General features: G+C 69.7%; 27 protein-coding genes and 1 tRNA gene. 25 read left to right on the forward strand and 3 right to left on the reverse strand.

The window, feature by feature from the left end; translation table 11 throughout:
- Positions 1-136: 136 nt before the first annotated feature.
- Together ACQKQD_RS27020 and ACQKQD_RS27025 are read left to right on the forward strand one after the other, a co-directional pair.
- On the forward strand, positions 137-400 hold the full coding sequence (locus ACQKQD_RS27020; protein WP_170855125.1) for a helix-turn-helix transcriptional regulator: 264 nt from the start codon (positions 137-139) through the stop codon (positions 398-400).
- A complete protein-coding gene (locus tag ACQKQD_RS27025; RefSeq protein WP_427510084.1) occupies positions 397-1,551 on the forward strand; it encodes a tyrosine-type recombinase/integrase in 1,155 nt (384 codons plus the stop codon). Before ACQKQD_RS27020 ends, ACQKQD_RS27025 begins: the two co-directional genes overlap by 4 nt.
- On the opposite strand, the gene ACQKQD_RS27030 is transcribed toward ACQKQD_RS27025, so the two are convergent.
- A tRNA-Met gene (locus ACQKQD_RS27030) sits at positions 1,530-1,606 on the reverse strand. The two genes, ACQKQD_RS27025 and ACQKQD_RS27030, sit on opposite strands and share 22 nt — an antisense overlap.
- Before the next feature lie 259 nt (positions 1,607-1,865).
- Here ACQKQD_RS27030 and ACQKQD_RS27035 point away from each other — a divergent pair.
- From ACQKQD_RS27035 to guaA, 8 genes are all read left to right on the forward strand, one after another.
- On the forward strand, positions 1,866-2,321 hold the full coding sequence (locus ACQKQD_RS27035; protein ID WP_056521304.1) for a CHRD domain-containing protein: 456 nt from the start codon (positions 1,866-1,868) through the stop codon (positions 2,319-2,321).
- A 75-nt stretch (positions 2,322-2,396) separates the two neighbouring features.
- Positions 2,397-2,735, forward strand: coding sequence for a hypothetical protein (locus ACQKQD_RS27040; RefSeq protein WP_056521301.1), 339 nt, complete (start codon positions 2,397-2,399; stop codon positions 2,733-2,735).
- A gap of 114 nt (positions 2,736-2,849) precedes the next feature.
- Complete coding sequence (locus tag ACQKQD_RS27045; RefSeq protein WP_091678444.1) at positions 2,850-3,755, forward strand: aldo/keto reductase; 906 nt, start codon at positions 2,850-2,852, stop codon at positions 3,753-3,755.
- Positions 3,745-4,500, forward strand: a complete 756-nt coding sequence (locus tag ACQKQD_RS27050; protein WP_427510085.1) for an NADPH-dependent F420 reductase — start codon at positions 3,745-3,747, stop codon at positions 4,498-4,500. Before ACQKQD_RS27045 ends, ACQKQD_RS27050 begins: the two co-directional genes overlap by 11 nt.
- Positions 4,501-4,608: 108 nt before the next feature.
- Entirely contained in the window at positions 4,609-5,976 is a 1,368-nt protein-coding gene (locus ACQKQD_RS27055; protein WP_427510086.1) for an NTP/NDP exchange transporter, read from the forward strand.
- A gap of 296 nt (positions 5,977-6,272) precedes the next feature.
- A complete protein-coding gene (locus ACQKQD_RS27060) occupies positions 6,273-6,608 on the forward strand; it encodes a hypothetical protein (protein ID WP_427510087.1) in 336 nt (111 codons plus the stop codon).
- The gene (locus tag ACQKQD_RS27065; protein ID WP_020091761.1) at positions 6,605-7,024 is read left to right on the forward strand and encodes a hypothetical protein; all 420 of its coding nucleotides are present in this window, start codon (positions 6,605-6,607) and stop codon (positions 7,022-7,024) included. The genes ACQKQD_RS27060 and ACQKQD_RS27065 overlap by 4 nt, the downstream gene beginning before the upstream one ends.
- Before the next feature lie 187 nt (positions 7,025-7,211).
- A complete protein-coding gene (guaA, locus tag ACQKQD_RS27070; protein ID WP_012317458.1) occupies positions 7,212-8,768 on the forward strand; it encodes a glutamine-hydrolyzing GMP synthase in 1,557 nt (518 codons plus the stop codon).
- 130 nt (positions 8,769-8,898) lie between these two features.
- On the opposite strand, the gene ACQKQD_RS27075 is transcribed toward guaA, so the two are convergent.
- Positions 8,899-9,591: an SGNH/GDSL hydrolase family protein gene (locus ACQKQD_RS27075; protein ID WP_427510088.1), complete on the reverse strand. Its 693-nt coding sequence runs from the start codon at positions 9,589-9,591 to the stop codon at positions 8,899-8,901.
- A complete protein-coding gene (tsaA, locus tag ACQKQD_RS27080; protein WP_427510123.1) occupies positions 9,588-10,097 on the reverse strand; it encodes a tRNA (N6-threonylcarbamoyladenosine(37)-N6)-methyltransferase TrmO in 510 nt (169 codons plus the stop codon). The genes ACQKQD_RS27075 and tsaA overlap by 4 nt, the downstream gene beginning before the upstream one ends.
- A gap of 125 nt (positions 10,098-10,222) precedes the next feature.
- On the opposite strand from tsaA, the gene ACQKQD_RS27085 reads away from it, so the two are divergent.
- The 15 genes from ACQKQD_RS27085 to ACQKQD_RS27155 all read left to right on the forward strand — a co-directional run bounded on the left by ACQKQD_RS27085 (position 10,223) and on the right by ACQKQD_RS27155 (position 25,802).
- The gene (locus tag ACQKQD_RS27085) at positions 10,223-11,716 is read left to right on the forward strand and encodes an AMP nucleosidase (RefSeq protein ID WP_091978059.1); all 1,494 of its coding nucleotides are present in this window, start codon (positions 10,223-10,225) and stop codon (positions 11,714-11,716) included.
- A 155-nt stretch (positions 11,717-11,871) separates the two neighbouring features.
- On the forward strand, positions 11,872-12,450 hold the full coding sequence (locus tag ACQKQD_RS27090) for a hypothetical protein (RefSeq protein ID WP_427510089.1): 579 nt from the start codon (positions 11,872-11,874) through the stop codon (positions 12,448-12,450).
- A 270-nt stretch (positions 12,451-12,720) separates the two neighbouring features.
- Positions 12,721-13,971: an SLC13 family permease gene (locus ACQKQD_RS27095; RefSeq protein ID WP_427510124.1), complete on the forward strand. Its 1,251-nt coding sequence runs from the start codon at positions 12,721-12,723 to the stop codon at positions 13,969-13,971.
- 129 nt (positions 13,972-14,100) lie between these two features.
- Entirely contained in the window at positions 14,101-14,502 is a 402-nt protein-coding gene (gene sdhC, locus ACQKQD_RS27100; RefSeq protein WP_331291974.1) for a succinate dehydrogenase, cytochrome b556 subunit, read from the forward strand.
- 10 nt (positions 14,503-14,512) lie between these two features.
- Positions 14,513-14,932, forward strand: coding sequence for a succinate dehydrogenase, hydrophobic membrane anchor protein (sdhD, locus tag ACQKQD_RS27105; RefSeq protein WP_266285010.1), 420 nt, complete (start codon positions 14,513-14,515; stop codon positions 14,930-14,932).
- A gap of 31 nt (positions 14,933-14,963) precedes the next feature.
- A complete protein-coding gene (sdhA, locus tag ACQKQD_RS27110) occupies positions 14,964-16,781 on the forward strand; it encodes a succinate dehydrogenase flavoprotein subunit (RefSeq protein WP_056521268.1) in 1,818 nt (605 codons plus the stop codon).
- 85 nt (positions 16,782-16,866) lie between these two features.
- Complete coding sequence (locus ACQKQD_RS27115) at positions 16,867-17,691, forward strand: succinate dehydrogenase iron-sulfur subunit (protein WP_024831121.1); 825 nt, start codon at positions 16,867-16,869, stop codon at positions 17,689-17,691.
- A 171-nt stretch (positions 17,692-17,862) separates the two neighbouring features.
- Positions 17,863-18,450 (forward strand): protease inhibitor Inh/omp19 family protein, encoded by a 588-nt coding sequence (locus ACQKQD_RS27120; protein WP_427510090.1) that lies wholly within the window; start codon positions 17,863-17,865, stop codon positions 18,448-18,450.
- Positions 18,451-18,538: 88 nt separating this feature from the next.
- On the forward strand, positions 18,539-20,404 hold the full coding sequence (locus tag ACQKQD_RS27125) for an ABC transporter ATP-binding protein (protein WP_427510091.1): 1,866 nt from the start codon (positions 18,539-18,541) through the stop codon (positions 20,402-20,404).
- A 182-nt stretch (positions 20,405-20,586) separates the two neighbouring features.
- Positions 20,587-21,171, forward strand: coding sequence for a ubiquinol-cytochrome c reductase iron-sulfur subunit (gene petA / locus ACQKQD_RS27130; RefSeq protein ID WP_081636448.1), 585 nt, complete (start codon positions 20,587-20,589; stop codon positions 21,169-21,171).
- A gap of 13 nt (positions 21,172-21,184) precedes the next feature.
- On the forward strand, positions 21,185-22,471 hold the full coding sequence (locus ACQKQD_RS27135; RefSeq protein WP_020091775.1) for a cytochrome b: 1,287 nt from the start codon (positions 21,185-21,187) through the stop codon (positions 22,469-22,471).
- Between the two features lie 18 nt (positions 22,472-22,489).
- Positions 22,490-23,401 (forward strand): cytochrome c1, encoded by a 912-nt coding sequence (locus ACQKQD_RS27140; protein WP_056521259.1) that lies wholly within the window; start codon positions 22,490-22,492, stop codon positions 23,399-23,401.
- Between the two features lie 300 nt (positions 23,402-23,701).
- A complete protein-coding gene (locus ACQKQD_RS27145) occupies positions 23,702-24,577 on the forward strand; it encodes an S-methyl-5'-thioadenosine phosphorylase (protein ID WP_427510092.1) in 876 nt (291 codons plus the stop codon).
- An 84-nt stretch (positions 24,578-24,661) separates the two neighbouring features.
- Positions 24,662-25,249 (forward strand): imidazoleglycerol-phosphate dehydratase HisB, encoded by a 588-nt coding sequence (hisB, locus tag ACQKQD_RS27150; protein ID WP_020091778.1) that lies wholly within the window; start codon positions 24,662-24,664, stop codon positions 25,247-25,249.
- Between the two features lie 73 nt (positions 25,250-25,322).
- Complete coding sequence (locus ACQKQD_RS27155) at positions 25,323-25,802, forward strand: DUF2628 domain-containing protein (protein ID WP_419511807.1); 480 nt, start codon at positions 25,323-25,325, stop codon at positions 25,800-25,802.
- The last annotated feature ends 19 nt before the right edge of the window (positions 25,803-25,821 follow it).

A 25,821-nucleotide genomic window follows, 5' to 3' on the forward strand; every position in this document is an offset into this window, starting at 1 on the left:
ACTATCGACAGCCGCGCCGGCTCCTCGAGCATCACACCGAGATTGCCTGCCGAGCGCCAGACCGTACGCGCTGATGCCCTCCTCGGTCTTCGGGATCACCAACACGAACCTGCGATGAAGCGCCTAGGAGGGCAAAGTGCGACATAGCGGTCGCCCGCCCGGGCGGACCACAATTCCGTTCGCGCCCAAAGGCCTCTCTCGCCAAGAGGTAGCCCGCTACGTCGGGGTGTCTACGACGACCTTCGACGAGATGGTGCGCGAACGGCTGATGCCGCGGCCCAAGCTCGTAGGCACACGCGTGCTCTGGGACCGTACCCAGGTCGACCTCTTCTTCGAGGCGCTGCCGGAACGCGAGCCAATTCAGGAGAGCGACGAGGATATCTTGGCGAGGCTCGGGTGACCCGCATCCGAGTGAAAGGGTTCAAGATTTTCGCGGACCGGCACGGCGTTATGCGATGCTACCACCGGAAGACTGGCGAAAAGATCGACCTGAAGAAGGCGCCGCTCGGATCCGCTGCGTTCTTCGCGGAGGTGGCCCGGATCGGGAAGAGCGCCGAGTCGGCCGCCGCGCCCAAGGCCGGCACGCTCGGCAGCCTGATCGTCGCCTACCGCGCGCACGCGGCTTTCACCGACTTAGCTCCGCAGACACGCGCAGACTACCAGAAGGTCCTCGACTACCTGAAAGACATCGACGGCACAGATCTTTCTCGGTTCACGCGCCCGTTCGTGGTGAAGGTCAGAGACCGCGCAGCTGAGCGGAAGGGCCGTCGGTTCGGCAACTACGTGAAGGCGGTGCTGTCGCTGCTCTTCGCCTGGGGGTCGGAGCGCGGTCACCTGCCGGCGAACACTGCCGCCGGCATCAAGGATCTGCGCAAGAAAAAGGGCGAACCCGACGCCAATCGGCCTTGGTCGGACGCCGAGCGCGAAGCTGTGCTGGCCGCTGCCCCGCCGCACATCCTCACTCCGGTCGCCTTGATGATGTTTACCGGTCTCGGACCAAAAGAGGCGCTCGGCCTGCCGCGGGAGGCCTTCCGCGATGGCGAGTTGTCGACGAGCCGCGCCAAAACGGGCGAGCCTGTGTTCTGGCCCGCTCCGTTACCGCTCACGATGATCCTGGCTGCCGCGCCGGAGCACACAGCACCGACTCTGTGCGCAAACTCCGAGGGCAAACCCTGGACACTCAGCGGATTCCGCGCGTCCTGGCGACCGATACGGCTGAAGCTGGAGAAGGCTGAAAAAGTCCAGCCGGGTCTCACCCTGTACGGGCTACGGCACACCCTGGCCGTCGTACTGCGCGAGATCGGGCACGATGAACGTGCGATCGCCGACGCCCTCGGCCAGCGCACGATCGAGATGGCGCGCCACTACGCGAAGGGGGCCGATCTGGCTCCGAAGATGCGGGCGCTGGTGGCCTCCTTGGACGCCGAATTCGCGCGTCGCAGGGCGAATGGGCGTCAAACCTTGGCGCCAAAAACGTCAAACCCGCCGAAGGGCGGGTTCGGTCTAGCAAGAAAAAACAAGGAGTTAGATGGTAGCGAGGGAGGGATTTGAACCCCCGACACAAGGATTATGATTCCTCTGCTCTAACCAGCTGAGCTACCCCGCCACGAGCCGCGACCGTCCATCGAGACGATGCGTGCAGTGGCGGCGGTATAGGAAGAGCGGGCGCTCCGTGTCAACGTCTTCCCGTGAGCAAATCGCGCCTCCGGAGGTCGGGCAGGCCGCGTGCCGTCGCGCGCGGGAGGGAAACGCTTGGCTGTCACCGAGAATCGCTCGGCGACAGCCACTTCGCCATGTCCGACCCGTCCCGGCCCGCTAGGTTTGGCACGGGCCGCTCGACGGCCCGTCAGATCGCGGAGCGTTCGATGACAGCGCGCAAGAGCCATCGCTGGACCACCAGCCTCGCCGCCCTTCTCGTCCTCGGGGTGCCGCTCGCCACGGGTCCGGCATTCGCCGCGGGCAAGGACGTCACCTACCGCGCGGCGCTCACCGGCGGCAGCGAGGTGCCGGCAACCGCGTCCTCCGGCAAGGGCGAGATCACCGCGACCTTCGATCCCGCCACCAAGCGCCTGAGCTGGTCGGGCCAGTACAGCGGCCTCACCGGGCCGGTCACGGCCGCCCATTTCCACGGGCCGGCCAAGGCGGGCGAGAATGCCGGCGTGCTCGTGCCGGTGACGGCGGCGAGCAGCCCCTTCACCGGCGAGGCGACCCTCGACGACGCCAAGGCCGCCGATCTCGAGGCGGGGAAGGTCTACTTCAACCTCCACACCGCCGCGAACCCGAAGGGCGAGATCCGTGGCCAGATGGAGCGCGCACCCTGATCCGGAACGCCGGGAGCCTCGACGTTCCCGGCCGCGCCCGGTAGGCGGATCCCCGTCCACCTGCCGGAGCCTTCGATGAAGCACACCGACGCCATCATCGCCTGGACGCCCGTCCGCTGGGCGGAACTGAAGCCGGAAACCGCCGGGCAGGTCGTCGTCCTGCCCGCGCCAGACGCGGCCGGAGAGGCCAAGCGCTACATGATGCGCGCCGGCGCGAGCTCGTCCGCCCTGGCCACCCTGACGGAGGAGGCCCGCGTCGCGCGCCTGTTCATCGACTTCCAGACCCTGGTCGTCCGCGACGGGATCGACCCGCAGGTCGCCCACCGGGCGTTCCTGGCGATCGACGAGTACCGGTTCCGCATCGCCCCCGATACCGAGGGCGCGGAATTCGAGGACCCGCCCGAGGAAGATTAGACCGAGCCTCGAAGGTGCAGCGCGCATCCCTCGCGGAAGCGTGAGAATTAAGAATACACAGAGCGCGGACGCGCCCTATCTCCCGGCGGGTCCTGAATCCGTCGGAGGCCGGCCATGCCCGTATCCCGTCGCGCCGTCATCGCCGCAGCCGCTATCGCCCCGCTCGCCGGCCGCCTCGCCGCGGCGGCCGAGCCGCTGATCCGCCGCCCGATACCCTCCACCGGCGAGACGCTTCCGGCCATCGGGATCGGCACGTCCCGGCGCTACGAGGTCGAGCCGACGCCCGAGGCGGTGGCGCCCCTGAAGGAGGCGGTGAAGACCTTCGTCGCACTCGGCGGATCGGTGATCGACACGGCCCCGAGCTACGGCACCGCCGAGGACGTCCTCGGCCTGATCCTGGCGGAGCCCGGCCTGCGCCAGAAGATCTTCCTCGCCAGCAAGGTCGACACGACCGGCCGCGACGCGACGCTCGCGGAGTTCGACCGATCGCTGAAGCGCATGAAGGTCGACACCCTCGACCTGGTGGCGGTCCACAACCTGATCGACGTGACCGGGAATCTGGCGGTCCTGCGCGATCTGAAGGCGCAGAAGCGCGTCCGGTACGTCGGCGTCACGGTCTGGCGCGACAACCAGCTCGACGCCCTGGAGGCCGTCATGAGGCGCGAGAGCCTCGACTTCATCCAGGTGAACTACGCCATCGACAACCGTGCCGCCGCGGAGCGCGTGCTCCCGCTGGCCGCGGATCGCGGCGTGGCGGTGATGACCAACGTGCCGTTCGGCCGCGATCGCCTGTTCAAGGCGGTCCAGGGCAAGGAGTTGCCGGCGGTCGCCAAGGATCTCGGCTGCGCGAGCTGGCCGCAGTTCTTCCTGAAATACGTGCTCGGCAACCCGGCCGTGACCTGCCCGATCCCCGGCATGGCGAAGGCCGCCTATGTCGAGGACAACCTCGGGGCCGCGCGGGGCAAGCTGCCCGACGCGGCGCAGCGCAAGCAGATGGAGACGTTCATCGATGCGGTCTGATCTCACCTCGCGCCGCGCGGCGCTCGCCCTCGCGGCCGGCCTCGCCGTGGCCGCCGCTCTTCCCGCTTCCGTGCCCGCCGCGGCCCAGGACGGCGCGAAGAAGATCCGGATCGGCGTGATCGGCGCCGGGAACATCGGCGGCACGATCGGGACGCTGTGGGTCAAGGACGGCCACGAGGTCATGTTCGCCTCCCGCCACCCGGAGCAGCTCGCCGCGATGGTCTCGGAGCTCGGGCCCAAGGCCAGGGCCGGCACGCCCGAGGAGGCGATCAAGTTCGGCGACGCCGTGTTCATCGCCGTCCCCTACAAGGCCTATCCGGACCTCGCGAAGGAGATCGGCCCGTCCCTCAAGGGGAAGGTCGTCCTCGATGCCGGCAACGCCACGCAGAAGCGCGACGGCGCGCTCTACGACGAGGTCCAGGCCAGCGGGATCGGCGCGACCTCGGCCAAGTACTTCCCCGGCGCCAAGATCGTGCGCGCCTTCAACGCGGCCAATTACAAGATCTTCGCCAAGGAGGGCGCGGACGGCGGCAAGGGTCGTGCGGGCGGGCGGATGGCGATCCCGATCGCCGGGGACGACCCGGAGGCGCTGAAGGTCGCCGAGGGCCTCGTCCGCGACGCCGGGTTCGACCCGGTGGTGGTCGGCCCGCTCAAGGATGCCGACAAGTTCGCCATGGGCAGCCCGGGCTTCGGTCACGACGTCACCGCGCCGGAGATGCGCGAGAAACTCGGACTGGCGAAGTAGGCGCGTCGCCCGGCCCCTCGCCGGGCCCCGCAACGGCGAGGGGTCCGACCGAGCCTTCCCCGAGGGAGGCCCGTCCGGGGAAGAAGCCCATTCCGGTGAGATCGGCCCATGCCTGAACCCGCCCGCGGCACGCTCGCGCGCCTGATCGACGTTCAGCCCGGCGAGGGCCGGGCGCTGGCCTGGTCGTGGGCCTACATCTTCTCGATCCTGGCCGCCTACTACGTCCTGCGCCCGATCCGGGACCAGATGGGCGTCGCCGGCGGAATCGAGAACCTGCCCTGGCTGTTCACCGCCACCCTCCTGGGGATGCTCGCCCTCAACCTGCCCTTCGCCTACCTGGTGAAACGGATGCCGCGGGCGCGGTTCGTGCCGATCACCTATCGGTTCTTCGCGGCCAACGTCCTGGCGTTCGCGCTGACGCTCTACCTCGCGCCCGCCGAGTGGGGCGTGTGGATCGGCCGTGTGTTCTTCGTCTGGCTGTCGATCTTCAACCTGTTCGTGGTCTCGATTTTCTGGGCGACGATCGTCGACGTGTTCTCGAACGCCCAGGGCAAGCGGCTATTCGGCTTCATCGCGGCCGGCGCGACGCTCGGCGCCATCGCGGGCTCGGCGACCACCGCGATCCTGGCCAAGAACGTCCCGACCTGGGGCCTGATGCTCTGCGCGGTGGCGCTCCTCGAGGTCGCGGTGTTCTGCATGCGCGGGCTCGCCGCGCTGTCGACGCAGCTGCACGAGGTGCCGGGCCGCGACGGGGGCGCCGAGGACGGGCAGGACCGGACGATCGGCGGAAGCGTGCTCGCCGGCGTCACCCGGACCCTCGCGTCGCCCTACCTGCTCAACATCTCGCTGTTCCTGCTGCTGTTCTCGGTGACCTCGACGTTCCTGTACTTCGAGCAGGCGGGCATCGCGAAGCGGAGCTTCCCGGACCGCGGCGCGCAGACGGCGTTCTTCGCCAGCGTCGACCTCGCGGTGAACGTCCTCACGCTGGGCATCCAGCTGTTCCTCACGGGCCGGATCGTGAACCGAATCGGCGTCGCCCTGACGCTGGCGATCCTCCCGGCCTTCAGCATCCTCGGCTTCGCGGCGCTCGCCCTCTGGCCGACAATAGGCGTCATCGTGGCGTTCCAGGTGCTCCGCCGGGCCGGCAACTTCGCGATCGCCCGGCCGGTGCGCGAGGTGCTGTTCACCGTCGTCCCCCGGGAGGACCGCTACAAGGCCAAGAGCTTCATCGACACGGTCGTCTACCGGCTGGGCGATCAGGTCGGCGCGTGGTCGTTCACCGGCATCCAGGGCATGGGGCTCGGCAGCGCCAGCGTGGCCGGCGCCGCGATCCCGCTGTCGATGGCGTGGCTCGTGAACAGCGTCTGGCTCGGGCGCGCGCAGGAGCGGCGGCGGGCCGAGCAGGCGGCGGAGCCGGACATCGAGCCCGAACGGACCGCGCCGGTCGGCCGCGCGGCCGCTGCGCCCGGCGGGTGAGTGCCGTTTCGCCCCGCCTATCGATGCCGCATGAAGTCCCAGACCAGATAGGCCGGGAACGGCAGCATGATCGCGAAGAAGATCCAGTCGAACATCTGAGGCATCAAGCCGTCTCCCGCTCGGTCCCCCCTGGTTCTACCGGCTTCCCGAGGTGAAGTTCCGCGCGGCCGCGGCGGCCGTTAAGAGGCGGTTTACCCTGACGGGTGAGGTATCGCGCTCGTTCCGGGCGGGAGAGTGACATGGCGGGACCTGCATGGTCGGCGCCGCGGCGCCGGTGGCGTGCCGCCGATCCCGCGATGGCGCTGCTCGGGCTCCTCGCCCTGACACCGGCACCCGTCGCCGCGCAGGAGCCGCTCTTCATCCGCATCCGCCCGCTGCCGGACGCCGAGGCGGCGCGCCTTGCCCGGGAGATGCTCTGGGCCCGCCGGCAGGCCCATGCCCGAGCGGTGATCGAATCGGTCTGCACCGGCTGCCTGGGCGCCTGGAAGCCCGAACCGGTCCCGCCACCGCCGCCTGCGCCCGCGCAGGACAGGATTGCGAACCTCACCGTTCCGATAGGGGTTGAACTCGACCCCGGCTCCGGGGCATCCGAGCCCGGTCCCGATCCATCGACCTCCGAGAGGCATCCATGACGCAAGCGCATCCGACCAGCGGCGCCGAGCCCGAAGTCGATTGCCCGGTGACCCTCGAGGTTCTGGGCTCCGTGTACCGGGCCGACGACTTCGACCTGCCGCTGATCCTGGAGCAGATCCCGCCGCTGAAGCGCGCGCAGCTCGCCGCCTACCTCTACGGCAAGAGCCACATGCACAAGCTCGGGCTGAAGGTCGCTCGTTCCTGCGAGCGCGACGACCTGATCCGCGTGGCGGGGGAGATCGGCTCGGTGATCCACGGCCAGGCGCACTTGAAGCCGTCGCGACCGACTCCCGAGCCCGCCCCGCAGCTGCGCGCCAAGACCCCGCCCGGCCAGAAGAAGGTGAGCCTCGCCGGCGCCGCCGCGAAGCCCGCGATCAGCCTCGGTGGCTCGGCCAAGGTCCGCAACTTCGACTGAGAACTGGCGCGCGTCGGGCCAGCCGAGACCGCCGCGCGCGGCTGGCCGCGCCGGCACCGACGGGGCGACGGCGACGCGCGGGACCTGACGGTCGGGTCCGGCATTCCGTCGGTGACGGCACGTCGGAAGGCCGGACAATCCGGACTTGTGCGTTGCACGCGCCGCGGGCTTCGGATAATCGCCCGCGATGAACACCGACCACGACAAGATCCTGATCGTCGATTTCGGCTCTCAGGTGACGCAGCTCATCGCCCGCCGGGTGCGCGAGGAGGGCGTCTACTGCGAGATCGTGCCCTTCACGAAGGCCGAGGCCGCGTTCCGCGAGCAGAAGCCCAAGGGCGTGATCCTCTCCGGCGGCCCCGAATCGGTGACCGTCGAGGCCTCGCCCCGCGCGCCCCAACTGGTGTTCGATTCGGGCGTCCCGGTCTTCGGCATCTGCTACGGCCAGCAGACCATGGCAGCCCAGCTCGGCGGCGCCGTCGAGGGCGGCCACCACGCGGAGTTCGGCCGCGCCGAGGTCGAGATCCTGGCCGACTGCCCGCTGTTTAAGGGCGTCTGGCACAAGGGCGAGAAGTACCCGGTCTGGATGAGCCACGGTGATCGCGTCACCAAGCTGCCGGACGGCTTCACCACCGTGGCGATCTCCAGGAACGCGCCCTTCGCGGCGGTGGCCGACGAGGCCCGCAACTACTACGCGGTCCAGTTCCACCCGGAGGTGGCGCACACGCCCCACGGCGCCCTGCTGATCCGCAACTTCGTGCGCGACGTCGCGGGCTGCTCGGGCGACTGGACCATGGGCGCCTACCGCGAGGAGGCCATCGCCAAGATCCGCGAGCAGGTCGGCTCCGAGAAGGTGATCTGCGGCCTTTCGGGCGGCGTCGATTCGGCCGTGGCGGCGGTGCTGATCCACGAGGCGATCGGCGATCAGCTGACCTGCGTGTTCGTCGACCACGGGCTCCTGCGCCTCGGCGAGGCCGAGCAGGTCGTGGCACTGTTCCGCGACCACTACAACATCCCGCTGGTCCACGTTGAGGCGTCGGGGATGTTCCTCGCGGCTCTGGAGGGCGTCAGCGACCCGGAGATCAAGCGCAAGACGATCGGCCGCCTGTTCATCGACGTGTTCGAGGCCGAATCGAAGAAGATCGGCGGGGCGAAGTTCCTCGCGCAGGGCACGCTGTACCCGGACGTGATCGAGAGCGTGTCGTTCACCGGCGGCCCGTCCGTGACCATCAAGAGCCACCACAACGTCGGCGGCCTGCCCGAGCGCATGAACATGAAGCTCGTGGAGCCGCTCCGCGAGCTGTTCAAGGACGAGGTCCGGGTGCTCGGCAAGGAGCTGGGCCTGCCCGAGGGCTTCGTCGGCCGCCACCCGTTCCCGGGCCCGGGCCTGGCGATCCGCTGCCCCGGCACGATCACCGGCGAGAAGCTGGAGGCCCTGCGCAAGGCCGACGCGATCTACCTCGACGAGATCCGGCAGGCCGGCCTCTACGACACGATCTGGCAGGCCTTCGCGGTGATCCTGCCGGTGAAGACCGTCGGCGTGATGGGCGACGGGCGCACCTACGACCACGTCTGCGCGCTGCGCGCCGTCACCTCGGTCGACGGCATGACCGCCGACTTCTACCCGTTCGACATGGCCTTCCTGGGCCGGGTCGCGACCCGGATCATCAACGAGGTGAAGGGCATCAACCGGGTGACCTACGACATCACCTCGAAGCCGCCCGGCACGATCGAGTGGGAGTGAGCCGGCGTCCGACCCGATTCCCGCGCCGTCATCGCGAGCGGAGCGAAGCGACCCAGAGCAGCGTGACGCTTCGATCCGTGTCGCGCTCCTGGATTGCTTCGCTCCGCTCGCAACGACGCGGCGCCGGTCCTCACGGGGTGCAGAGCGCCGGCTCGACCGCCCTCAGCGCCGGCCGGAACGCCGCGAGGTGCAGCCCGTCGCGCAGGGCGCCGGGCTTGGCGTAGCCCGTATCGCCGTCGCGCAGGGCGGCGAACGGATCCGTGAAGACGCAGCCGAGCCGCCCGCAGAGGTTCTGCAACCGGCGCGAGTAATCCGCGACCGCGCCGGCATCGACCAGCTTGCCGATCTCGCGACCCACCGGGGGGAGGGCGGTCACCACGACGCGCGAGCTGAGGGTCTGCAGCCGCTTGACGATCGTCTCGGCGGCGGCCTCGAACTGCTCCGTCGGCTTGTGCAGCTGCGGGTTGTTCTTCACCAAGATGTCGTTGGTTCCGATGGTCAGGACCGCGAGCCGCGGCTGCACCTTGAAGGTCAGGCGCGCGAGATAGTCCGCGTAGCTGCCCGCGGTCGCGCCGCTGATCCCGCCGTTGAGGAAATCGAGCCCGCAGGGGCGCTGGCTACCGGGCTGCAGCTCCACCTGGGAATCGCCGGCCCAGAACACGTAGTCCGGCGGCGCCTCGTCGAGGCTGACCTGCACGGCAATCAGGCGCATCTCCGCGTAGGCCCGTGCGTCGGCCCCCGGCCGGTGCAGGCGCCACCCGGCGAAGCCGCCGATCGCCAGGAGGGCGAGGCCGCCGAGAACGAGGAGAACGACGCGCTTCACGGCTCGGCCCCGGCCCTGTCGACCCGGGCGTCGGGCCGCGCGTCCGTCGAGGCGTAATAGGGCTTGATGTCGAGGAGCGGCGTGCCGTCGAGGCAATCAAGCCCGCGCACGCGGAGCGTGTCGCCGACGCGGCCGAGCAGTTCCACGACCGACAGGGCGATCGGGTTGGGACGGGCGGGCGAGCGCAGGGAGAACGTGCCCCTGGGGCCGTCGGCGTGGCGCGGCCGCTGGATCACGAGGCCGCGGGTCGCCCGGTCCATCCAGTAGAGGAGGATCAGGTGCGTGCAGCCCGTGACGTTGCGCAGGCCGGGGGCGTAGGCCGGATCGACCTCGACGGTGCAGATTGCGTCGGCCTGCAGGCCGTTCTTCGGACAGTCGGACCGCGCCTGCCAGGGCGTGCGCAGCCGGCCGATGAAGTGGAGGCCCGCGTCGAAGGTCGCGGGCAGGGCGGCCCTCTCTTCACCGGGACGGGTCCCGAACTCATCCGCGTCCAGCCCCGTGTCCATGCCCGCGTCCTCGCCGCCGCGCTCCGCGCCGGCCGGCTTGTCGGCCATGTGTCCGCGGCTCGCAACCCCGCATCTCGCCCCCGGATGGCGCGGGGTGTAGATCCGGCAGCAGGAACGGAGGCGACATGATCGAGCGGGAATTGCGGCCGATGCAGGCAGTGGCGGATGCCGCGACCGCCATCGACCGGCTGGTCGAGCTCTACGACGACGCGGCCGGCGCCCTGCGGACCGCGCTGGAGCGCTACCTCGCCGGCGGGCCGCCGCCGGACGCCACGGAGCGTCTCGCCTTCCGCTACCCGGAGCTGCGGATCAGCTACCGCCCGGACGGGCCGCTGCCCCGGGTCCGGCGCGCCACCGCCAAGCTCCAGGCCGCCGGCACCTACGCCACCACAATCACGCATCCGGGATTCTTCCGGACGTACCTGACCCGCCAGCTGGAGCCGCTGATCGCCGACTACGGCATCGCCCTCGAGGTCGGTCTCAGCGCGCAGGAGATTCCCTATCCCTACGTGCTGGAGGCCGGGCTGGACGCGCGCGGGCGGACCGTCGACGGCGCTGACCTCGCCACCTACTTCCCGGTGCCGCTCCTGTCGCTCGTAGGCGACGAGATCGCGGACGGGCTGTTCGACCAGATCCCTGGCGAGCCGCTGCCCCTGGCGCTGTTCGACGCGGTTCGGGTCGATTACTCGCTCCGGCGCCTCGTCCATTACACCGGCTGCGACTGGCGCGACGTCCAGCCGTGGATCCTGCTCACCAACTATCACCGCTACGTCGACCAGTTCGTCCGCCACGGCTTGGAGCGGCTCGCCTCGGGCGCGGAGGGGTTCGAGCGGCTGGTCCTGCCGGGTGGCGTGTCCGTGACCCGTGCCGAGGCGGCCGATGCAGACCCGGCCGCTGTGATCGCCGCCTCGCCCTGGCATCGCCATCAGATGCCGGCCTACCACTTGGTGGCGCGCGATTCCGACGGGACCCAGCAGGGCACGACGCTGGTCAATATCGGCGTCGGCCCCTCGAACGCGAAGACGATCACCGACCACCTCGCGGTGCTGCGCCCGGATTGCTGGCTGATGGTCGGCCATTGCGGCGGCCTTCGTCAGTCGCAGACGATCGGCGACTACGTGCTGGCGCACGCCTATCTCCGCCGCGACCGGATCCTCGACGAGCTCGTGCCGCCGGACGTGCCGGTGCCGGCCCTCGCCGAGGTGCAGGTCGCCCTTCAGGACGCCGCCGCCGCGGTGACGGGCGAGCAGGCTGACGCGCTCAAGCGGCGCCTGCGCACCGGCACGGTGGTTACCTACGACGATCGCAACTGGGAACTGCGCTTCAGCCAGGAGCGGCGTCGGATCAACCAGTCCCGCGCCGTGGCGGTGGACATGGAGAGCGGCACGGTCGCCGCTCAGGGCTTCCGCCTGCGCGTTCCCTACGGCGCGCTGCTCTGCGTCTCAGACAAGCCGCTCCACGGCGAGATCAAGTTGCCGGGTGCCGCCAACGCCTTCTACGATCGGGCCGTCTCGGAGCACCTCCGGGTCGGGCTGGCGGCCCTCGACGTTCTTCGGGCCGATCGGCAAGGTCTCCACTCGCGCAAGCTGCGCAGTTTCGATGAACCGCCCTTCCGGTGAGACTTCGTGAAGTCCAGGGTGACGTTCGAGCCCGACGTACATATCGCCAACTCAGCGACCGACTGCCACGCCATCGGTCATACTCAAGCTTGGATACAGCCGCCTTAGAGCCGGGTTGAGTGGTTAAAGCACCACACATCAGGCTGAGCTTTCCCATGACTCGTATCGCACTCGTCTCCACCGCCCTCCTGGCGACCGTCGCGTTCGCGCCGACCGTCGCCGATGCCCGCGGCTTCGGCGGCGGTGGCTTCCACGGCGGCGGATTCGGCGGGGGCGGTTTCCACGGTGGCGGTTTCGGCGGCGGCTCACGCGGCGGCAGTGTCGGCGGCGGAGCGTTCCGGAATGGCGGCTTCGGCGGCGGCGCCTTCCAGAACGGCGTCGGCGGGGCGCGGGTCGGCGGACTGGGCGGCGGCTTCCGCGGGGCCGGGCTCGGCGTGGCCGGCGTCGGCGGCGTCCGGACCGGCGGCCTGCGGGCCGGCGGATATAACCAGGCCGGCCGGTTCGGCGGGGTCGGGAACCGCGGGATCGCCGGTCGCGGCTTCGTCAACCGCGGCTATTACGGCCACCGCTACGGACGCGGCGTCGGCTACGGACTCGCCGGCCTCGGGCTCGGCCTCGGCGTCGGTTACGGCCTGGGCGGTCTCGACTACGGTTACGACAATTGCGCCTACACTTACGGCTACGGCGCCTACGACCCGGCTGCCTGCAACGGCTACTACGGCTACGGCTACTGAGTCAGGCGGCGCGGGTCCCCGCGGCGCATCCTCGAAACCGCGCGACGCCCGGCCGGCCTTCGGTCGGGCAATGTCGTGAGGACCCCTGGGCCAGATCGGCCCACCGGATCCACAGCCTTCGCTGCAGGCGAAGGCTCGCTCAACAAGTCCCGAATTGCGAACGGTTCCAATCCGATGAGGATGCCGCTTCCGGCGTAGCGTGGTGCGGGGACGATCGCGGTGAGCGGCGAGGGACTGGTTGCGGCGACGGCGGGGCTGCTCGTGCTGTGCATGGGCCTGTGGGCGACCGCGCTGCTGCCCGAGATCGTCACGGCACTCGCCTTCTTCGGACTGGCGATGCTGCTGCGTCTCGGCTCGGCCGCGACGGTGTTCTCGGGCTTCTCGTCCTCCGCGTTCTGGCTGGTCCTGTCCGGCATGGTAGTGGGGCAGGGCATGACCCGGACCGGCCTGGGCGCCCGGATGGCGCGCACCCTCGCCCTGCGGCTCTCCGGCTCCTACGGCCGCTTCATCGCTGGGCTGGTGACGCTGAGCTTCCTCATCGCCTTCGTCATGCCGTCGAATCTGGGCCGCATTGCCCTGATGATCCCCGTCACCCTCGCACTCTGCGACGCCTTCGGCCTCGCGGCCGGGCGCCCGGGGCGGACGGGTGCGGTCCTGGCCGTCGGCCTCGCCACCCCGATCCTCTCTGCGGCGATCCTGCCCGCCAACGTCCCGAACCTCGTGATGGCCGGCTCGGCCGAGCACCTGCTCGGCCTGCACCTGTCGTACCTCTCTTACTTCGTTCTGCATGCCCCGGTCCTGGCGCTGTTGAAGGGCGTGCTGCTCGTCGGCCTCATCGTCCGGCTGTTCCCGGACAACCTCGGCTCCGCCGCTCCGGCCCTGCCGGACCTTCCCCCGCTGTCCGCGCCCGAGCGGCGCCTTGCGGTGATCCTCGCCTGCACGCTGATCCTCTGGATGACCGACAGCCTCCACGGCCTTGCCCCCGCCTGGGTCGGCCTCGCCGCCGCGGTCGTCTGCCTGCTGCCGCGGATCGGGGTCCTGCCGCCGGAGGCGTTCCAACAGGTGAACCTGCGGACCTGCTTCTACATCGCGGCGCTGCTCGGCCTCGTCGCCCTCGTCAACGAGACCGGGCTCGGCGAGCGCCTCGGCCATCTCCTGCTGACCGTCGCGCCCCTGGCGCGCGACGCGCCGACGCAGAACTTCGCGGTGCTCACCGGGGTCGCCACGGTGCTGACCCTCCTCGTCACCGCCAACGGCGCCCCGGCCCTGTACACGGCGCTCGCGGGCGAGATGTCGGAGGCGAGCGGCCTGTCACCCTTCGCGGTCGTCTCGCTGCAGGTGATCGGCTACTCGACCCTGTTCTTCCCCTATCAGGCGCCCCCGATCGTGTTCGCCAGCGAGCTCGGGCGGGTCCGTCTCCGGGACGCGACGCGGCTCACCCTGAGCTTCGGTTTCCTGTCGCTCCTCGTGGCGGCGCCGCTCGACTACGCGTGGTGGCGCCTCCTCGGACAGCTGAAGTGACAGAATCGGCAAAGTGTCGCCCCAGAGGGCACATTGCGCCGCACCATGACGGATTGCGGGTTGCCCGCTCAGGCTCTAGCGCTACCAGATTAAAGACGGTCCAGTTCGCAGCTGCGAGGCTTCAACACGATGGCACCCACCGCCCGCCCGACAGTGGCTCAGCCCATGTCGCCGCATCTCCAGATCTATCGCTGGACCTGGACGATGGCGATGTCGGTGTTCCACCGCATCACCGGCACCGCGCTCTACGGCGGGACTGCGCTCGTCGCGATCTGGCTCGTGGCTCTGGCTTCCGGGCCGGTCGGCTACTCTTACGTGGCGGGGTTCTTCGGCTCGATCTTCGGGCGCCTGATCCTGTTCGTCTACACCTGGATCCTGATGCACCACATGCTCGGCGGCATCCGGCACCTGATCTGGGACACCGGCGTCGGGTTCGACCGGGAGAAGCGTCTCTCGATGGCCCGGCTGACGCTGATCGGCTCGGTGGCCCTGACCCTCGTCATCTGGGCGGTCGCCCTTCTGGTCCGCTGAGGAGGCCGATATGGCTAAGGAAGAGGTCCGGCAGGACACGCGCGTCTCGATCCGCACCCCGCGCGCCCGCGTGCGCGGTCTCGGCGTCTCCCATCACGGCGCCGGCCACTGGTGGCTGCAGCGGCTGACCGCCGTCGCCAACGTCGTGTTGATGCTGAGCTTCGTGGTGATCATCGCCAAGATGGCGGGCCGCGGCTACGCGGAGGCGCGGCTCCTCGTCGCGACCCCCTTGGTCTCGATCCTCCTGATCCTGGCGCTGCTGTCGGTCACGGTCCACATGCGCCTCGGCATGCAGGTGATCATCGAGGACTACGTGCACGCGCCGGCGACGAAGATCGCGGCGGTGTTCGCCAATAACGCCTACGCGGTCGTCGTGGCCGTCGCCTGCCTCTACGCGGTCCTGCGCATCGGCTTCGGACAGCCGGCCTGACCCCGCCAACATCGATCTCGAGGAGCCGAACATGGCCGCCAACGGCACAAACGGCAGCGGGCCTGCCTACACCATCCACGATCACGCCTTCGACGTCGTGATCGTCGGCGCGGGCGGCGCGGGACTGCGCGCCACGGTGGGCTGCTCGGAAGCGGGCCTGCGCACCGCCTGCATCACCAAGGTGTTCCCGACGCGCTCCCACACGGTGGCGGCGCAGGGCGGCATCTCGGCCTCGCTGGGCAACATGGGCCCGGACGACTGGCGCTGGCACATGTATGACACCGTGAAGGGATCGGACTGGCTCGGCGACCAGGACGCCATCGAGTACCTTGTGCGCAACGCGCCCGCCGCCGTCTACGAGCTGGAGCACTGGGGCGTACCGTTCTCCCGCACGGAGGAGGGCAAGATCTACCAGCGCCCGTTCGGCGGCATGACGACCGATTACGGCAAGGGCACCGCCCAGCGCACCTGCGCGGCGGCCGACCGGACCGGCCACGCGATGCTGCACACCCTCTACGGGCAGGCGGTGAAGAACCAGACCGATTTCTTCATCGAGTACTTCGCCCTGGACCTGATCATGGACGACGAGGGCCGCTGCCGCGGCGTCATCGCCCTCGATCAGGCCACTGGCGAGATCCACCGCTTCCGCGCCCAGATGACCATCCTGGCGACCGGCGGCTACGGCCGCGCCTACTTCTCGGCGACCTCCGCCCATACCTGCACGGGCGACGGCAACGCCATGGTGCTGCGCGCCGGCCTGCCGCTGCAGGACATGGAGTTCGTGCAGTTTCACCCGACCGGCATCTACGGCGCGGGCTGCCTGATCACCGAAGGCTCCCGCGGCGAGGGCGGCTACCTCACCAATTCCGAGGGCGAGCGCTTCATGGAGCGCTACGCTCCGTCGGCGAAGGACCTCGCCTCGCGTGACGTGGTCTCGCGCTCTATGACCATGGAGATCCGCGACGGCCGCGGGGTCGGCAAGAACAAGGACCACATCTACCTGCACCTCGACCACCTGGACCCGAAGATCCTGCACGAGCGCCTGCCGGGCATCTCGGAATCCGCGCGGATCTTCGCGGGCGTCGACGTGACCAAGGAGCCGATCCCGGTCATCCCGACCGTCCACTACAACATGGGCGGCATCCCCACGAACTATCACGGCGAGGTGCTGACGCTGCGCGACGGCAACCCCGACACGGTGGTCCCGGGGCTGATGGCGATCGGCGAGGCGGCCTGCGTCTCCGTCCACGGCGCCAATCGCCTCGGCTCGAACTCGCTGATCGACCTCGTGGTCTTCGGCCGCGCCGCCGGCAAGCGCTGCGCCGAGATCGTCGAGCCGAACGGCCGGGCCATGGAACTGCCCAAGGGCGCGACCGACAAGGCCCTCGAGCGCCTCGACCGGTTCCGCTACGCCAACGGCTCGACGCCGACCGCCGAACTCCGTGCCGAGATGCAGAAGACGATGCAGAACAACTGCGCCGTGTTCCGCACCGGCGAGGTGCTGGAGGAGGGCAAGGGCCTGATCCACAAGGTCTGGAACGCCGCCGCCGACGTGAAGATCACCGACCGGTCGCTGGTCTGGAACACCGACCTCCTGGAGACTCTGGAGTTCGACAACCTGATCGGCCAGGCGGTGGTGACGATGGAATCGGCCGCCAACCGCACGGAATCCCGCGGCGCCCACGCGCGCGAGGACTTCCCGGACCGCGACGACAAGGACTGGATGAAGCACACGCTGTCCTGGCTCGACGAGGGCCAGCACCAAGTGGTCATCGATTACCGCCCGGTCCACACTTACACGATGTCCAACGAGATTCAGTACATCGAGCCCAAGGCGCGCGTGTACTGATCTGCAACTCTGCACAACGACTGCGGCGGCGGGGCCTCACCCCTCCGGCCGCCGCGTCCTGCTCCAGCGGAAGCCGTCGAGAACCATGGCTCAGTTCAACCTTCCGAAGAATTCCCAGATCACCCAGGGCAAGTCCTGGCCGGCCCCGCCCGGCGCCAGGAACCTGCAGACCTTCAAGATCTACCGCTGGAACCCGGATGACGGGGCCAACCCGCGGATCGACACCTATCAGGTCGACCGCGAGGATTGCGGCCCGATGGTCCTCGACGCACTGCTGTGGATCAAGAACAAGGTCGACTCGACGCTGGTCTTCCGCCGCTCCTGCCGCGAGGGCATCTGCGGCTCCTGCGCGATGAACATCGAGGGGCAGAACGCGCTCGCCTGCACGATGGGCATCGACGAGTGCAAGAGCCCCGACAACGCCCTGCCGGTGATGACCCGCAAGGACAAGGACGGTGCGATCCGGATCTACCCGCTGCCGCACATGCCGGTCCTCAAGGATCTCGTGCCGGACCTGACGAATTTCTACGCCCAGCACGCCGCCATCGAGCCCTGGCTCCAGACCGAGACGCCTGCGCCCGAGAAGGAGTGGCGCCAGACGCCGGAGGACCGCTCCCGCCTCGACGGCCTCTACGAGTGCATCCTGTGCGCGTGCTGCACCACGTCGTGCCCGAGCTACTGGTGGAACGGCGACAAGTTCCTCGGCCCGGCGGCCCTGCTGCAGGCCTATCGCTGGCTGATCGACTCGCGCGACGAGAACACGGGCCACCGCCTCGACGGGCTGCACGACCCGTTCCGGCTGTACCGCTGCCACACGATCATGAACTGCGCCAACACGTGCCCGAAGAGCCTGAACCCGGCGAAGGCCATCGCCGAGATCAAGAAGATGATGGTCGAGCGCACGCTCTGATCGCGCAGTCGAGTCGGGTGTTGAGGCCTGAGGGCCACACCCGGCCGAAAAGGCCGGCTCTCCGCAGCAGAGTTGGCCCGGGCTGAGAGGGCTGCCTTGCGGACAGCGCAATTGCCACGGAGTCAGGATCGAAGCGCCTCCGCGCCGTGAATCCTGACCCGAAGTGGACCGATGCTGCGCCCGAGCCTGTCGACGTTCGCCGTTCTCTGTCTGGCCGCCAGCCTCGGCGCCTGCGCCTCTAGCCGCCTCGACGGGCCGCGCACCCGGGGGCCGTCGCCTCAGGCGTCCCTGGAAACGGTGCCGGCCATGCCGTCGGGCACGGTGACGGCGGCCCCGCTGGCGCCGCCGCCCGGCGTCGCGGCGAGCCCCGACGCGCCGCCCCCGCCCGGTGCCCAGGCGGCCGCGCCGCCCGCCGGCGGCCCCACCGTGATCTCCGAGCCGGTCGCCCCGCCGGCGCCGCCGCCGCCGGTCGCTACGGGCGGCCGCTCGTCGGTGGTCGGAAGCTGGGATGCGCGGGACGCGACCGGTGCGAACTGCAAGGTCACGCTCTCGAGCACCCCGGCCCTCGACCTCTACCGGGCGACGGCCTCGGGCTGCGCCAACAAGGATCTCGCGCGGGTCTCGGCCTGGGACTTCCGCGACGGCGAGGTCTACCTCTACCAGCCGGGCGGCTCGGTGGCGGCGCGGCTGCGTCAGGGCGGCGGCGGTCTGGAAGGCGCCCTCACCAAGTCCGGCGCGGCCCTCGCCCTGAACCGCTGAGGCCGGGCGGCGCGACCACGCCGCGCGGTTGGCGCGCGGCGGGAGGCGCTTACATGAGGGGCTCCCGCCGCGTCACGCCCCCATCAACATGTTCCTCGATTGGCTTGAACGCCGCGTCGACCCCTTCGCGCCCTTCGACGAGGCGCGGATGCCGCCGCGGTCGGTGCTCGGCTTCGCTTGGTTCTACCTGCGCCCGATCCGCGCCACCCTGGCGGCGCTGTTCGTCATCGCGGTGATCGCCGGCACGGTCGAGGCCTCCCTCTACCTCGTGATGCGCTGGTTCATCGACCTGCTCGGCTCGGCCGACCGGGCGACGGTGCTGTCGGACCACGCGGTCGAGCTCGGGCTGGTGGTCCTGCTGATCGCCGTGGTGCGACCGCTGTCGATCTGGGCCCACGAGGTGCTGTCCAACCAGCTGGTCGTGCCGCAATCGACCAGCCAGATCCGCTGGCGGGCGCATCTCTACACCCTCGGGCACGCGCTCTCGTATTTCCAGGGCGACTTCTCGGGACGGCTCGCCAACCGCGTCGTCCAGGTGGGCCCGGCGGTGCGGGAACTCGCCGTCGTCTTCATCGACACCCTCCTGTACGTGGCGATCTACGCGATCACCGCGGTCGGGCTGTTCAGCGCGATCTCGCCGTGGCTCGCCGTCCCGGTGCTGCTCTGGATCGCCGCCTACGCGGCCCTGACCGCGTGGTTCGTGCCCCGGGCCCGCGCGCGCTCGCACAAGACCGCCGACACCCGCTCGACGCTAATCGGCCGCATCGTCGACAGCTACACCAACATTCTGACGGTGAAGCTCTTCGCCCGCGACCGCGAGGAGCGGGCCGCGGTGCAGGACGCCGTGGAAGTCCACACCGCCGCCTATCTCCACCAGTTCCGGCTGGTCACCCTGACGACGAGCCTCCTCGGCCTGCTCAACAGCGGGCTCCTGATCGCTACCGGCGCGGCCTGCCTCGTGCTGTGGCGCGACGGCGGCATGACGACCGGCGAGGCGTCGGCGGGGCTCGCCCTGGTCCTCAGGCTCATCGCCATGTCGGGCTGGGTCATGCAGACCGTGCGCGGCGTCTTCGAGAATGTCGGCGTGGTCCAGGAGAGCATGCAGACGATGGCCCGGCCGCACGCCCTCGTCGACGCGCCGGACGCGCGGACGCTCGCCGTCACCGGCGGCGAGATCCGGTTCGAGGAGGTCGGCTTCCACTACGGGCGTGGCGACGCCACCGTCATCGAGGATTTCTCCCTGACGATCCGTCCGGGCGAGAAGGTCGGGCTGGTCGGCGTCAGCGGCGCCGGCAAGTCGACCCTGGCGGGCCTGCTCCTGCGGCTCTACGACGTGGAGAGCGGGCGGATTCTGGTGGACGGCCAGGACATCGCGACGGTGACGCAACAATCCCTGCGCGAGGCCATCGCGATGGTCAGCCAGGACACCTCCCTGCTGCACCGCTCCATCCGCGACAACATCGCCTACGGCCGCCCCGGCGCCACCCAGGCGGAGATCGAGCGGGCCGCGCGGCTCGCCCACGCGGACACGTTCATCGCCGATCTCGTCGACCACAAGGGCCGGCGCGCCTACGATGCCCAGGTCGGCGAGCGCGGCGTCAAGCTGTCTGGCGGCCAGCGCCAGCGCATCGCCATCGCCCGCGTCATGCTGAAGGACGCGCCGATCCTGATTCTCGACGAGGCGACCTCGGCGCTCGACAGCCAGGTCGAGGCGGCGATCCAGGAATCCCTCGACACGCTGATGGCCGGCAAGACCGTGCTGGCCATCGCGCACCGCCTGTCGACGATCGCGGCCCTCGACCGGCTGGTCGTGATCGACCGCGGCCGGATCATCGAGGAGGGGACTCACGCCGAACTGGTCGCCGCCGCCGGCGTCTATGCCGGGCTGTGGTCGCGGCAGTCGGGCGGTTTTCTCGACGACGGGACGGCCCGATACGACAGCGCCGTCGCGTGAGCGTCGGAGGAGCGAGATTGCCGGCAACATACCGCTACGATCGAGGGGCGACCTTATCGCCGCGCCGCACACTGCGGCTTGACTCGGGGGCGGCAGACGGTCTCATTGCTCAGATTAGAACCATAATGCTTTGTTCCCGGGACGAGCCGGGACGAGGGCACCTGCGGCCCTGACGCCGACGCATGGAGTTCCGAACCTTGGCGAACACATCAGCCGCCGCTGCCGCGGTCTCTGGTCATGAGGGCAGCCGCCGTGACTTTCTGTTCCTGGCGACGGGCGCCGGGTTGGCGGTCGGGGCGGGGGCCGTCGTCTGGCCGCTGATCTCCTCCATGGCGCCCGACGCCGAAACGATCGCCGCCGGCGCGCCGATCGAGGTCGACCTGACGCCGATCCAGGACGGCCAGATCATCAACGTCTTCTGGCGCGGCAAGCTGATCTTCGTGCGCAAGCTGACCGCCAAGGAAGTGACCGACATGAAGGCGGTCCCGCTCTCGGCGATGATCGACCCGGCCGCCTTCCCGACGCGGGTCAAGAGCGGCCACGACCAGTGGCTGGTGGTCTACGGCAACTGCACGCATCTCGGCTGCGTGCCGATCGGCCACCAGGGCAATTTCGAGGGCTGGGCCTGCCCGTGTCACGGCTCGCAATTCGACGCGGTGGGTCGCGTGCGCCACGGACCGGCGCCCATCAACCTGCCGATCCCGCCCTACGCCTTCCAGACCGATACCAAGATCCGGATCGGCGAAGGCGGCAAGGAAGCGGCCTGAGGAGGACGGAAGCATGAGCGGAACAGCCAGCACCTACGTCCCGAAGAGCCGCGTGGCCAAATGGTTCGAGGCGCGCCTGCCCATCGCCGGGCTGGTGCACTCGTCCTTCATCGCCTACCCGGTTCCGCGGAACCTCAACTATTTCTGGACCTTCGGGGCGATCCTCGCCGCCTTCCTGGGAATCCAGATCGTCACCGGCATCTGGCTGGCGATGCACTACGAGCCCTCGGCGACAGGTGCCTTCACCTCCGTCGAGAAGATCATGCGCGACGTGAACTACGGCTGGCTGCTGCGCTACGCGCACGCCAACGGCGCCTCGATGTTCTTCGTCGCCGTCTACGTCCACATGTTCCGCGCCCTCTATTACGGGTCTTACAAGGCGCCGCGCGAGGTGCTCTACATCCTAGGCGTCGTCATCTACCTCCTGATGATGGCGACCGCCTTCCTCGGCTACACGCTGCCGTGGGGCCAGATGAGCTTCTGGGGCGCGACCGTCATCACCAACATCCTGGCGGCGATCCCGGTGGTCGGCGACACGATTCAGACCCTGCTGTGGGGCGGCTACTCGGTGGGCAACCCGACCGTGAACCGCTTCTTCTCGCTGCACTACCTGCTGCCGTGGATGATTGCCGGCGTGGTCGTGCTGCACGTCTGGGCCCTGCACGTCACCGGGCAGAACAACCCGGCCGGCATCCCGATCAAGTCGGGCAAGGACGCGGTGCCGTTCACGCCCTACGCGACGGTCAAGGACGTGTTCGCGACCTGCGTGTTCATGATCCTGTTCGCGTGGTTCCTGTTCTACCAGCCGAACTATCTCGGCCACGCCGACAACTACATCCAGGCGAACCCGGCGGTGACGCCCGCGCACATCGTGCCGGAATGGTACTTCCTGCCGTTCTACGCGATCCTGCGCGCGGTCCCGAGCAAGCTCGGCGGCGTCATCCTGATGTTCTCGGCGGTGATCATCCTGGCGTTCGCGCCGTGGCTCGACACGTCGCGGATCCGGTCGTGCAACTACCGGCCGATCTACCGCCAGTTCTTCTGGGTGTTCATCGGCGCGACCCTCCTCCTCGGCTGGCTCGGCTCGCAGCCCCCGGAGGGCGGCTACGTGCTCGCCGCCCAGGTCTGCACCGCCTACTACTTCGCGCACTTCCTGATCGTCATGCCGCTCTGCGGCCTGTTCGAGACGCCGAAGAAGTTGCCGGGCTCGATCCTCGAGAGCGTGACCGGACCGGGCAAGCAGGTGACCGGATCCGGCATGCCGGCGGGCGCCGCCGCCGCTCCGACCACCAAAGGCTGACGGGCTGACGACAGGACCATGATGATGACCCGCGTCCTCTCGACGACCGCCGCGGCCGCCCTGGCGGCCCTGCTGATCGGCGCCGTGCCGGTCTCCGCCCAGGAAGGGCATGGCGGGCCGATCCCGGCCCGCGTAAACTGGAGCTTCGCCGGCGTGTTCGGCCGCTTCGACACCGCGCAGCTGCAGCGCGGCTTCCAGGTCTACAAGGAGGTCTGCTCCGCCTGCCACTCGATGAAGCTGGTCTCCTTCCGCAACCTCGCGCAGGAGGGCGGGCCGCACTTCTCCGCCGGGCAGGTCAAGGCGCTGGCCGCGACCTACCAGGTGAAGGACGGGCCGAACGACGCCGGCGACATGTTCGAGCGGCCGGGCCGCCCGGCCGACACCTTCCCGCCGCCCTTCCCGAACGATCAGGCTGCGGCCGCGGCCAACGGCGGCAAGGCCCCGCCGGACTTCTCGGTCATCGCCAAGGCGCGGACCTTCTCCCGCGGCTCGCTCTACTTCCTGACCGACTGGCTGCCGCTCGTCGGCTACTCGGAGCAGGGGCCGGACTACATCCACGCCCTGATCAACGGCTACCAGGATCCGCCGAAGGACTTCGCGCTGCCGGAGGGCGGCCACTACAACAAGTACTATCCGGGCCACATCATCGCGATGCCGCCGCCGATCACCGACGGGCAGGTCTCCTACCCCAAGAACGATCAGGGCCAGCCGGTCGTGCCCGAGACGCTGGACCAGTACGGCAAGGATGTCTCGGCCTTCCTGATGTGGGCGGCCGAGCCGCACATGATGGATCGCAAGGCCCTGGGCTTCCGGGTGATCCTGTTCCTGATCGTGCTGTCGGGTCTGCTCTACTACGTGAAGAAGAAGATCTGGGCGGATGTCGGTGGCGAGGTGCACGGCCTCCAGCCGGAGCTGCACAAGACCTACTGAGGCGGGCCGGATCGGTTCGCAGTTCGGATGGGCCTCCCTCGCGGAGGCCCATCTTTTTTTCGGCCGGCGCTCCATGCTACCGCTCGCCCGCCGCGACGGTCCGCCTCCCGCGACTGCCCGCCCCCTGCACCACCTCATCCTGAGGTGACCGCGTCAGCGGGCCTCGCAGGAGGGCTTCAGGGATCAGAGCGGCGTCCGGAGGTCTCCGTCGAGGCCTACGCATGGCTCCGGCACCCGAGGACGAGGTGCCGGGTGGGATAGGCCGCGCTGCCGAGGCGTCGCGCGTTGAGGGAGTCCGGCATGAGCGCAGCGGTACTGGGTGTCATGGGTGGGTCCGGCGTCTACGACCTGCCGGGTCTCGAGGACGTGCGCGAGGAGCGCGTGGCGTCGCCCTGGGGCGAGCCCTCGGACGCCCTGCGGATCGGGCGCATCGGCGACACCAAGGTCGTGTTCCTGGCGCGCCACGGGCGGGGGCACCGGCTCTCGCCGTCGGGCATCAACTACCGCGCCAATATCGACGCCCTGAAACGGGCCGGGGTCACCGACCTCGTCGCCCTCTCGGCCTGCGGCTCCTTCCGCGAGGACCTGCCGCCGGGCCTCTTCGTGCTCGTCGACCAGTTCGTCGACCGCACCCACGGCCGGGCCTCGTCGTTCTTCGGCGACGGCTGCGTCGCCCACGTCTCCCTCGCCCATCCGGTGGGCCCCGGCCTGCAGGCGCGGATCGCCCAGGCCGCTAAGGCCGAGGACATCGCGGTCCATCGCGGCGGCACGTACGTGTGCATGGAGGGGCCGCAATTCTCGTCGCTGGCCGAATCCCGCGCCTACAAGGCCCAGGGCTTCGACGTGATCGGCATGACCAACATGCCCGAGGCCAAGCTCGCCCGCGAGGCGGAGATCACCTACGCGACCATCGCGATGGTGACCGACTACGATTGCTGGCACCCGGGCCACGACGCCGTCGACGTCGCCGCGGTGATCGCCGTCGCCCGGGCCAACGCCGACAAGGCGGCGCGGCTCGTCGCCCGTCTCGCCCGCGATTTCCCAACCGAGCGGGAGCCGTGCCCGGCGGGTTCGCACCGGGCCCTGGACGGCGCGATCATGACGGCTCCCGCCGTCCGGGATCCGGCGCTGCTCGCCAAGCTCGACGCCGTCGCGGGGCGGGTTCTCAACGGCTAGCCGGCCGGCCTTTCCATTCGGCGACGAGTCCCTCTAGAAGGCGCGGGCGGCCCGGGCCGCCCCCGACGCGAAGTCCAGACCGAAATGCGCAGCGCCTCCATCAGCCGGAAGACCGCGGAGACCGATATCGCGGTCACCGTCAATCTCGACGGGACCGGGCGGTCGAAGATCGCCACCGGCATCGGCTTCCTCGACCATATGCTGGATCTGCTGGCGCGGCACGCCCTGTTCGACCTGGACGTGAAGGTCGACGGCGACCTGCACATCGACCAGCACCACTCGGCCGAGGATTGCGGCATCGCCCTGGGGCAGGCCTTCGCCAAGGCGCTCGGCGACAAGCGCGGGGTCACGCGCTACGCCGACATCCACCTGCCGATGGACGAGGCGCTGACCCGGGTCTGCGTCGACATCTCCGGCCGGCCCTTCCTGGTGTTCCGCACGACGTTCCGCGTGGAGAAGATCGGACAGTTCGACACCGAGCTGGTGCGCGAGTGGTTCCAGGCCTTCGCGATGAATGCCGGCCTGACGCTCCACGTAGAGACCCTCTACGGCGACAACGCCCACCACATCGCGGAGAGCTGCTACAAGGGGCTGGCCCGCGCCTTGCGGAAGGCCGTGGCGATCGATCCGCGGGAGGAGGGGCGCGTTCCCTCAACCAAGGGCTCCCTGTAGACCCGTTGTCGTCGGGCGCCCGGATCGGCCACACGGCCGTCGCGGCGCGCGCTGTCGGAGTTTCGCGATGCGGATGCGCAGCTACACGCTCCACCTGCCGGCCGATGCGCGGCCCGGCGAGACGGTCGGGCTCGACCGGGCTCTCCTGGTACGTGACGGCTTCTCCTGGCCGGCCTTCGCCTTCACGGTGCTGTGGTTCCTGTTCCACCGCCTCTGGCTCGCCGCCCTGCTCGTCCTCGTCGGCCTCGTGGCGCTGGCCGCTGCCGGCATCGCCCTCGGGCTCCCGGCCGGTGCCGGCCTGATCGTCACCCTGCTGGCCGCCTGGCTGATCGGCCTCGAGGCCTCCAGCCTGCGCCGCTGGACCCTGGCGCGGCGCGGCTGGCCGGCGCGCGACGCGGTGGTCGCCGCGACGCCCGAGGAGGCCGAGGCCCGGGCGCTGAACCGCTGGATCGAGGCGATCCCGAGCGCCCCCAGGGCCCCGTTCCCGAGCGGCCCCAGCCGGCGGGCCGAGCCGGTGATCGGGCTGTTCCCTGCCCAGGAAGGCGCCCGGTGAGTTCCCGGGCGAGACGCGC

Origin of the sequence: Methylobacterium sp. NPDC080182, from assembly GCF_050281105.1 — a bacterium.
Classification (GTDB): Bacteria; Pseudomonadota; Alphaproteobacteria; order Rhizobiales; family Beijerinckiaceae; genus Methylobacterium.

Excerpts from the sequence above, each read along its gene's own strand:
- ACQKQD_RS27035 (WP_056521304.1), top strand. The coding sequence starts at position 1,866 with ATGACAGCGCGCAAGAGCCATCGCTGGACCACCAGCCTCGCCGCCCTT.
- ACQKQD_RS27040 (WP_056521301.1), top strand. The coding sequence starts at position 2,397 with ATGAAGCACACCGACGCCATCATCGCCTGGACGCCCGTCCGCTGGGCG.
- ACQKQD_RS27045 (WP_091678444.1), top strand. The coding sequence starts at position 2,850 with ATGCCCGTATCCCGTCGCGCCGTCATCGCCGCAGCCGCTATCGCCCCG.
- ACQKQD_RS27050 (WP_427510085.1), top strand. The coding sequence starts at position 3,745 with ATGCGGTCTGATCTCACCTCGCGCCGCGCGGCGCTCGCCCTCGCGGCC.
- ACQKQD_RS27055 (WP_427510086.1), top strand. The coding sequence starts at position 4,609 with ATGCCTGAACCCGCCCGCGGCACGCTCGCGCGCCTGATCGACGTTCAG.
- ACQKQD_RS27060 (WP_427510087.1), top strand. The coding sequence starts at position 6,273 with ATGGCGCTGCTCGGGCTCCTCGCCCTGACACCGGCACCCGTCGCCGCG.
- ACQKQD_RS27065 (WP_020091761.1), top strand. The coding sequence starts at position 6,605 with ATGACGCAAGCGCATCCGACCAGCGGCGCCGAGCCCGAAGTCGATTGC.
- guaA (WP_012317458.1), top strand. The coding sequence starts at position 7,212 with ATGAACACCGACCACGACAAGATCCTGATCGTCGATTTCGGCTCTCAG.
- tsaA (WP_427510123.1), bottom strand. The coding sequence starts at position 10,097 with ATGGACACGGGGCTGGACGCGGATGAGTTCGGGACCCGTCCCGGTGAA.
- ACQKQD_RS27085 (WP_091978059.1), top strand. The coding sequence starts at position 10,223 with ATGATCGAGCGGGAATTGCGGCCGATGCAGGCAGTGGCGGATGCCGCG.
- ACQKQD_RS27090 (WP_427510089.1), top strand. The coding sequence starts at position 11,872 with ATGACTCGTATCGCACTCGTCTCCACCGCCCTCCTGGCGACCGTCGCG.
- ACQKQD_RS27095 (WP_427510124.1), top strand. The coding sequence starts at position 12,721 with ATGGGCCTGTGGGCGACCGCGCTGCTGCCCGAGATCGTCACGGCACTC.
- sdhC (WP_331291974.1), top strand. The coding sequence starts at position 14,101 with ATGGCACCCACCGCCCGCCCGACAGTGGCTCAGCCCATGTCGCCGCAT.
- sdhD (WP_266285010.1), top strand. The coding sequence starts at position 14,513 with ATGGCTAAGGAAGAGGTCCGGCAGGACACGCGCGTCTCGATCCGCACC.
- sdhA (WP_056521268.1), top strand. The coding sequence starts at position 14,964 with ATGGCCGCCAACGGCACAAACGGCAGCGGGCCTGCCTACACCATCCAC.
- ACQKQD_RS27115 (WP_024831121.1), top strand. The coding sequence starts at position 16,867 with ATGGCTCAGTTCAACCTTCCGAAGAATTCCCAGATCACCCAGGGCAAG.
- ACQKQD_RS27120 (WP_427510090.1), top strand. The coding sequence starts at position 17,863 with ATGCTGCGCCCGAGCCTGTCGACGTTCGCCGTTCTCTGTCTGGCCGCC.
- ACQKQD_RS27125 (WP_427510091.1), top strand. The coding sequence starts at position 18,539 with ATGTTCCTCGATTGGCTTGAACGCCGCGTCGACCCCTTCGCGCCCTTC.
- petA (WP_081636448.1), top strand. The coding sequence starts at position 20,587 with ATGGAGTTCCGAACCTTGGCGAACACATCAGCCGCCGCTGCCGCGGTC.
- ACQKQD_RS27135 (WP_020091775.1), top strand. The coding sequence starts at position 21,185 with ATGAGCGGAACAGCCAGCACCTACGTCCCGAAGAGCCGCGTGGCCAAA.
- ACQKQD_RS27140 (WP_056521259.1), top strand. The coding sequence starts at position 22,490 with ATGATGATGACCCGCGTCCTCTCGACGACCGCCGCGGCCGCCCTGGCG.
- ACQKQD_RS27145 (WP_427510092.1), top strand. The coding sequence starts at position 23,702 with ATGAGCGCAGCGGTACTGGGTGTCATGGGTGGGTCCGGCGTCTACGAC.
- hisB (WP_020091778.1), top strand. The coding sequence starts at position 24,662 with ATGCGCAGCGCCTCCATCAGCCGGAAGACCGCGGAGACCGATATCGCG.
- ACQKQD_RS27155 (WP_419511807.1), top strand. The coding sequence starts at position 25,323 with ATGCGCAGCTACACGCTCCACCTGCCGGCCGATGCGCGGCCCGGCGAG.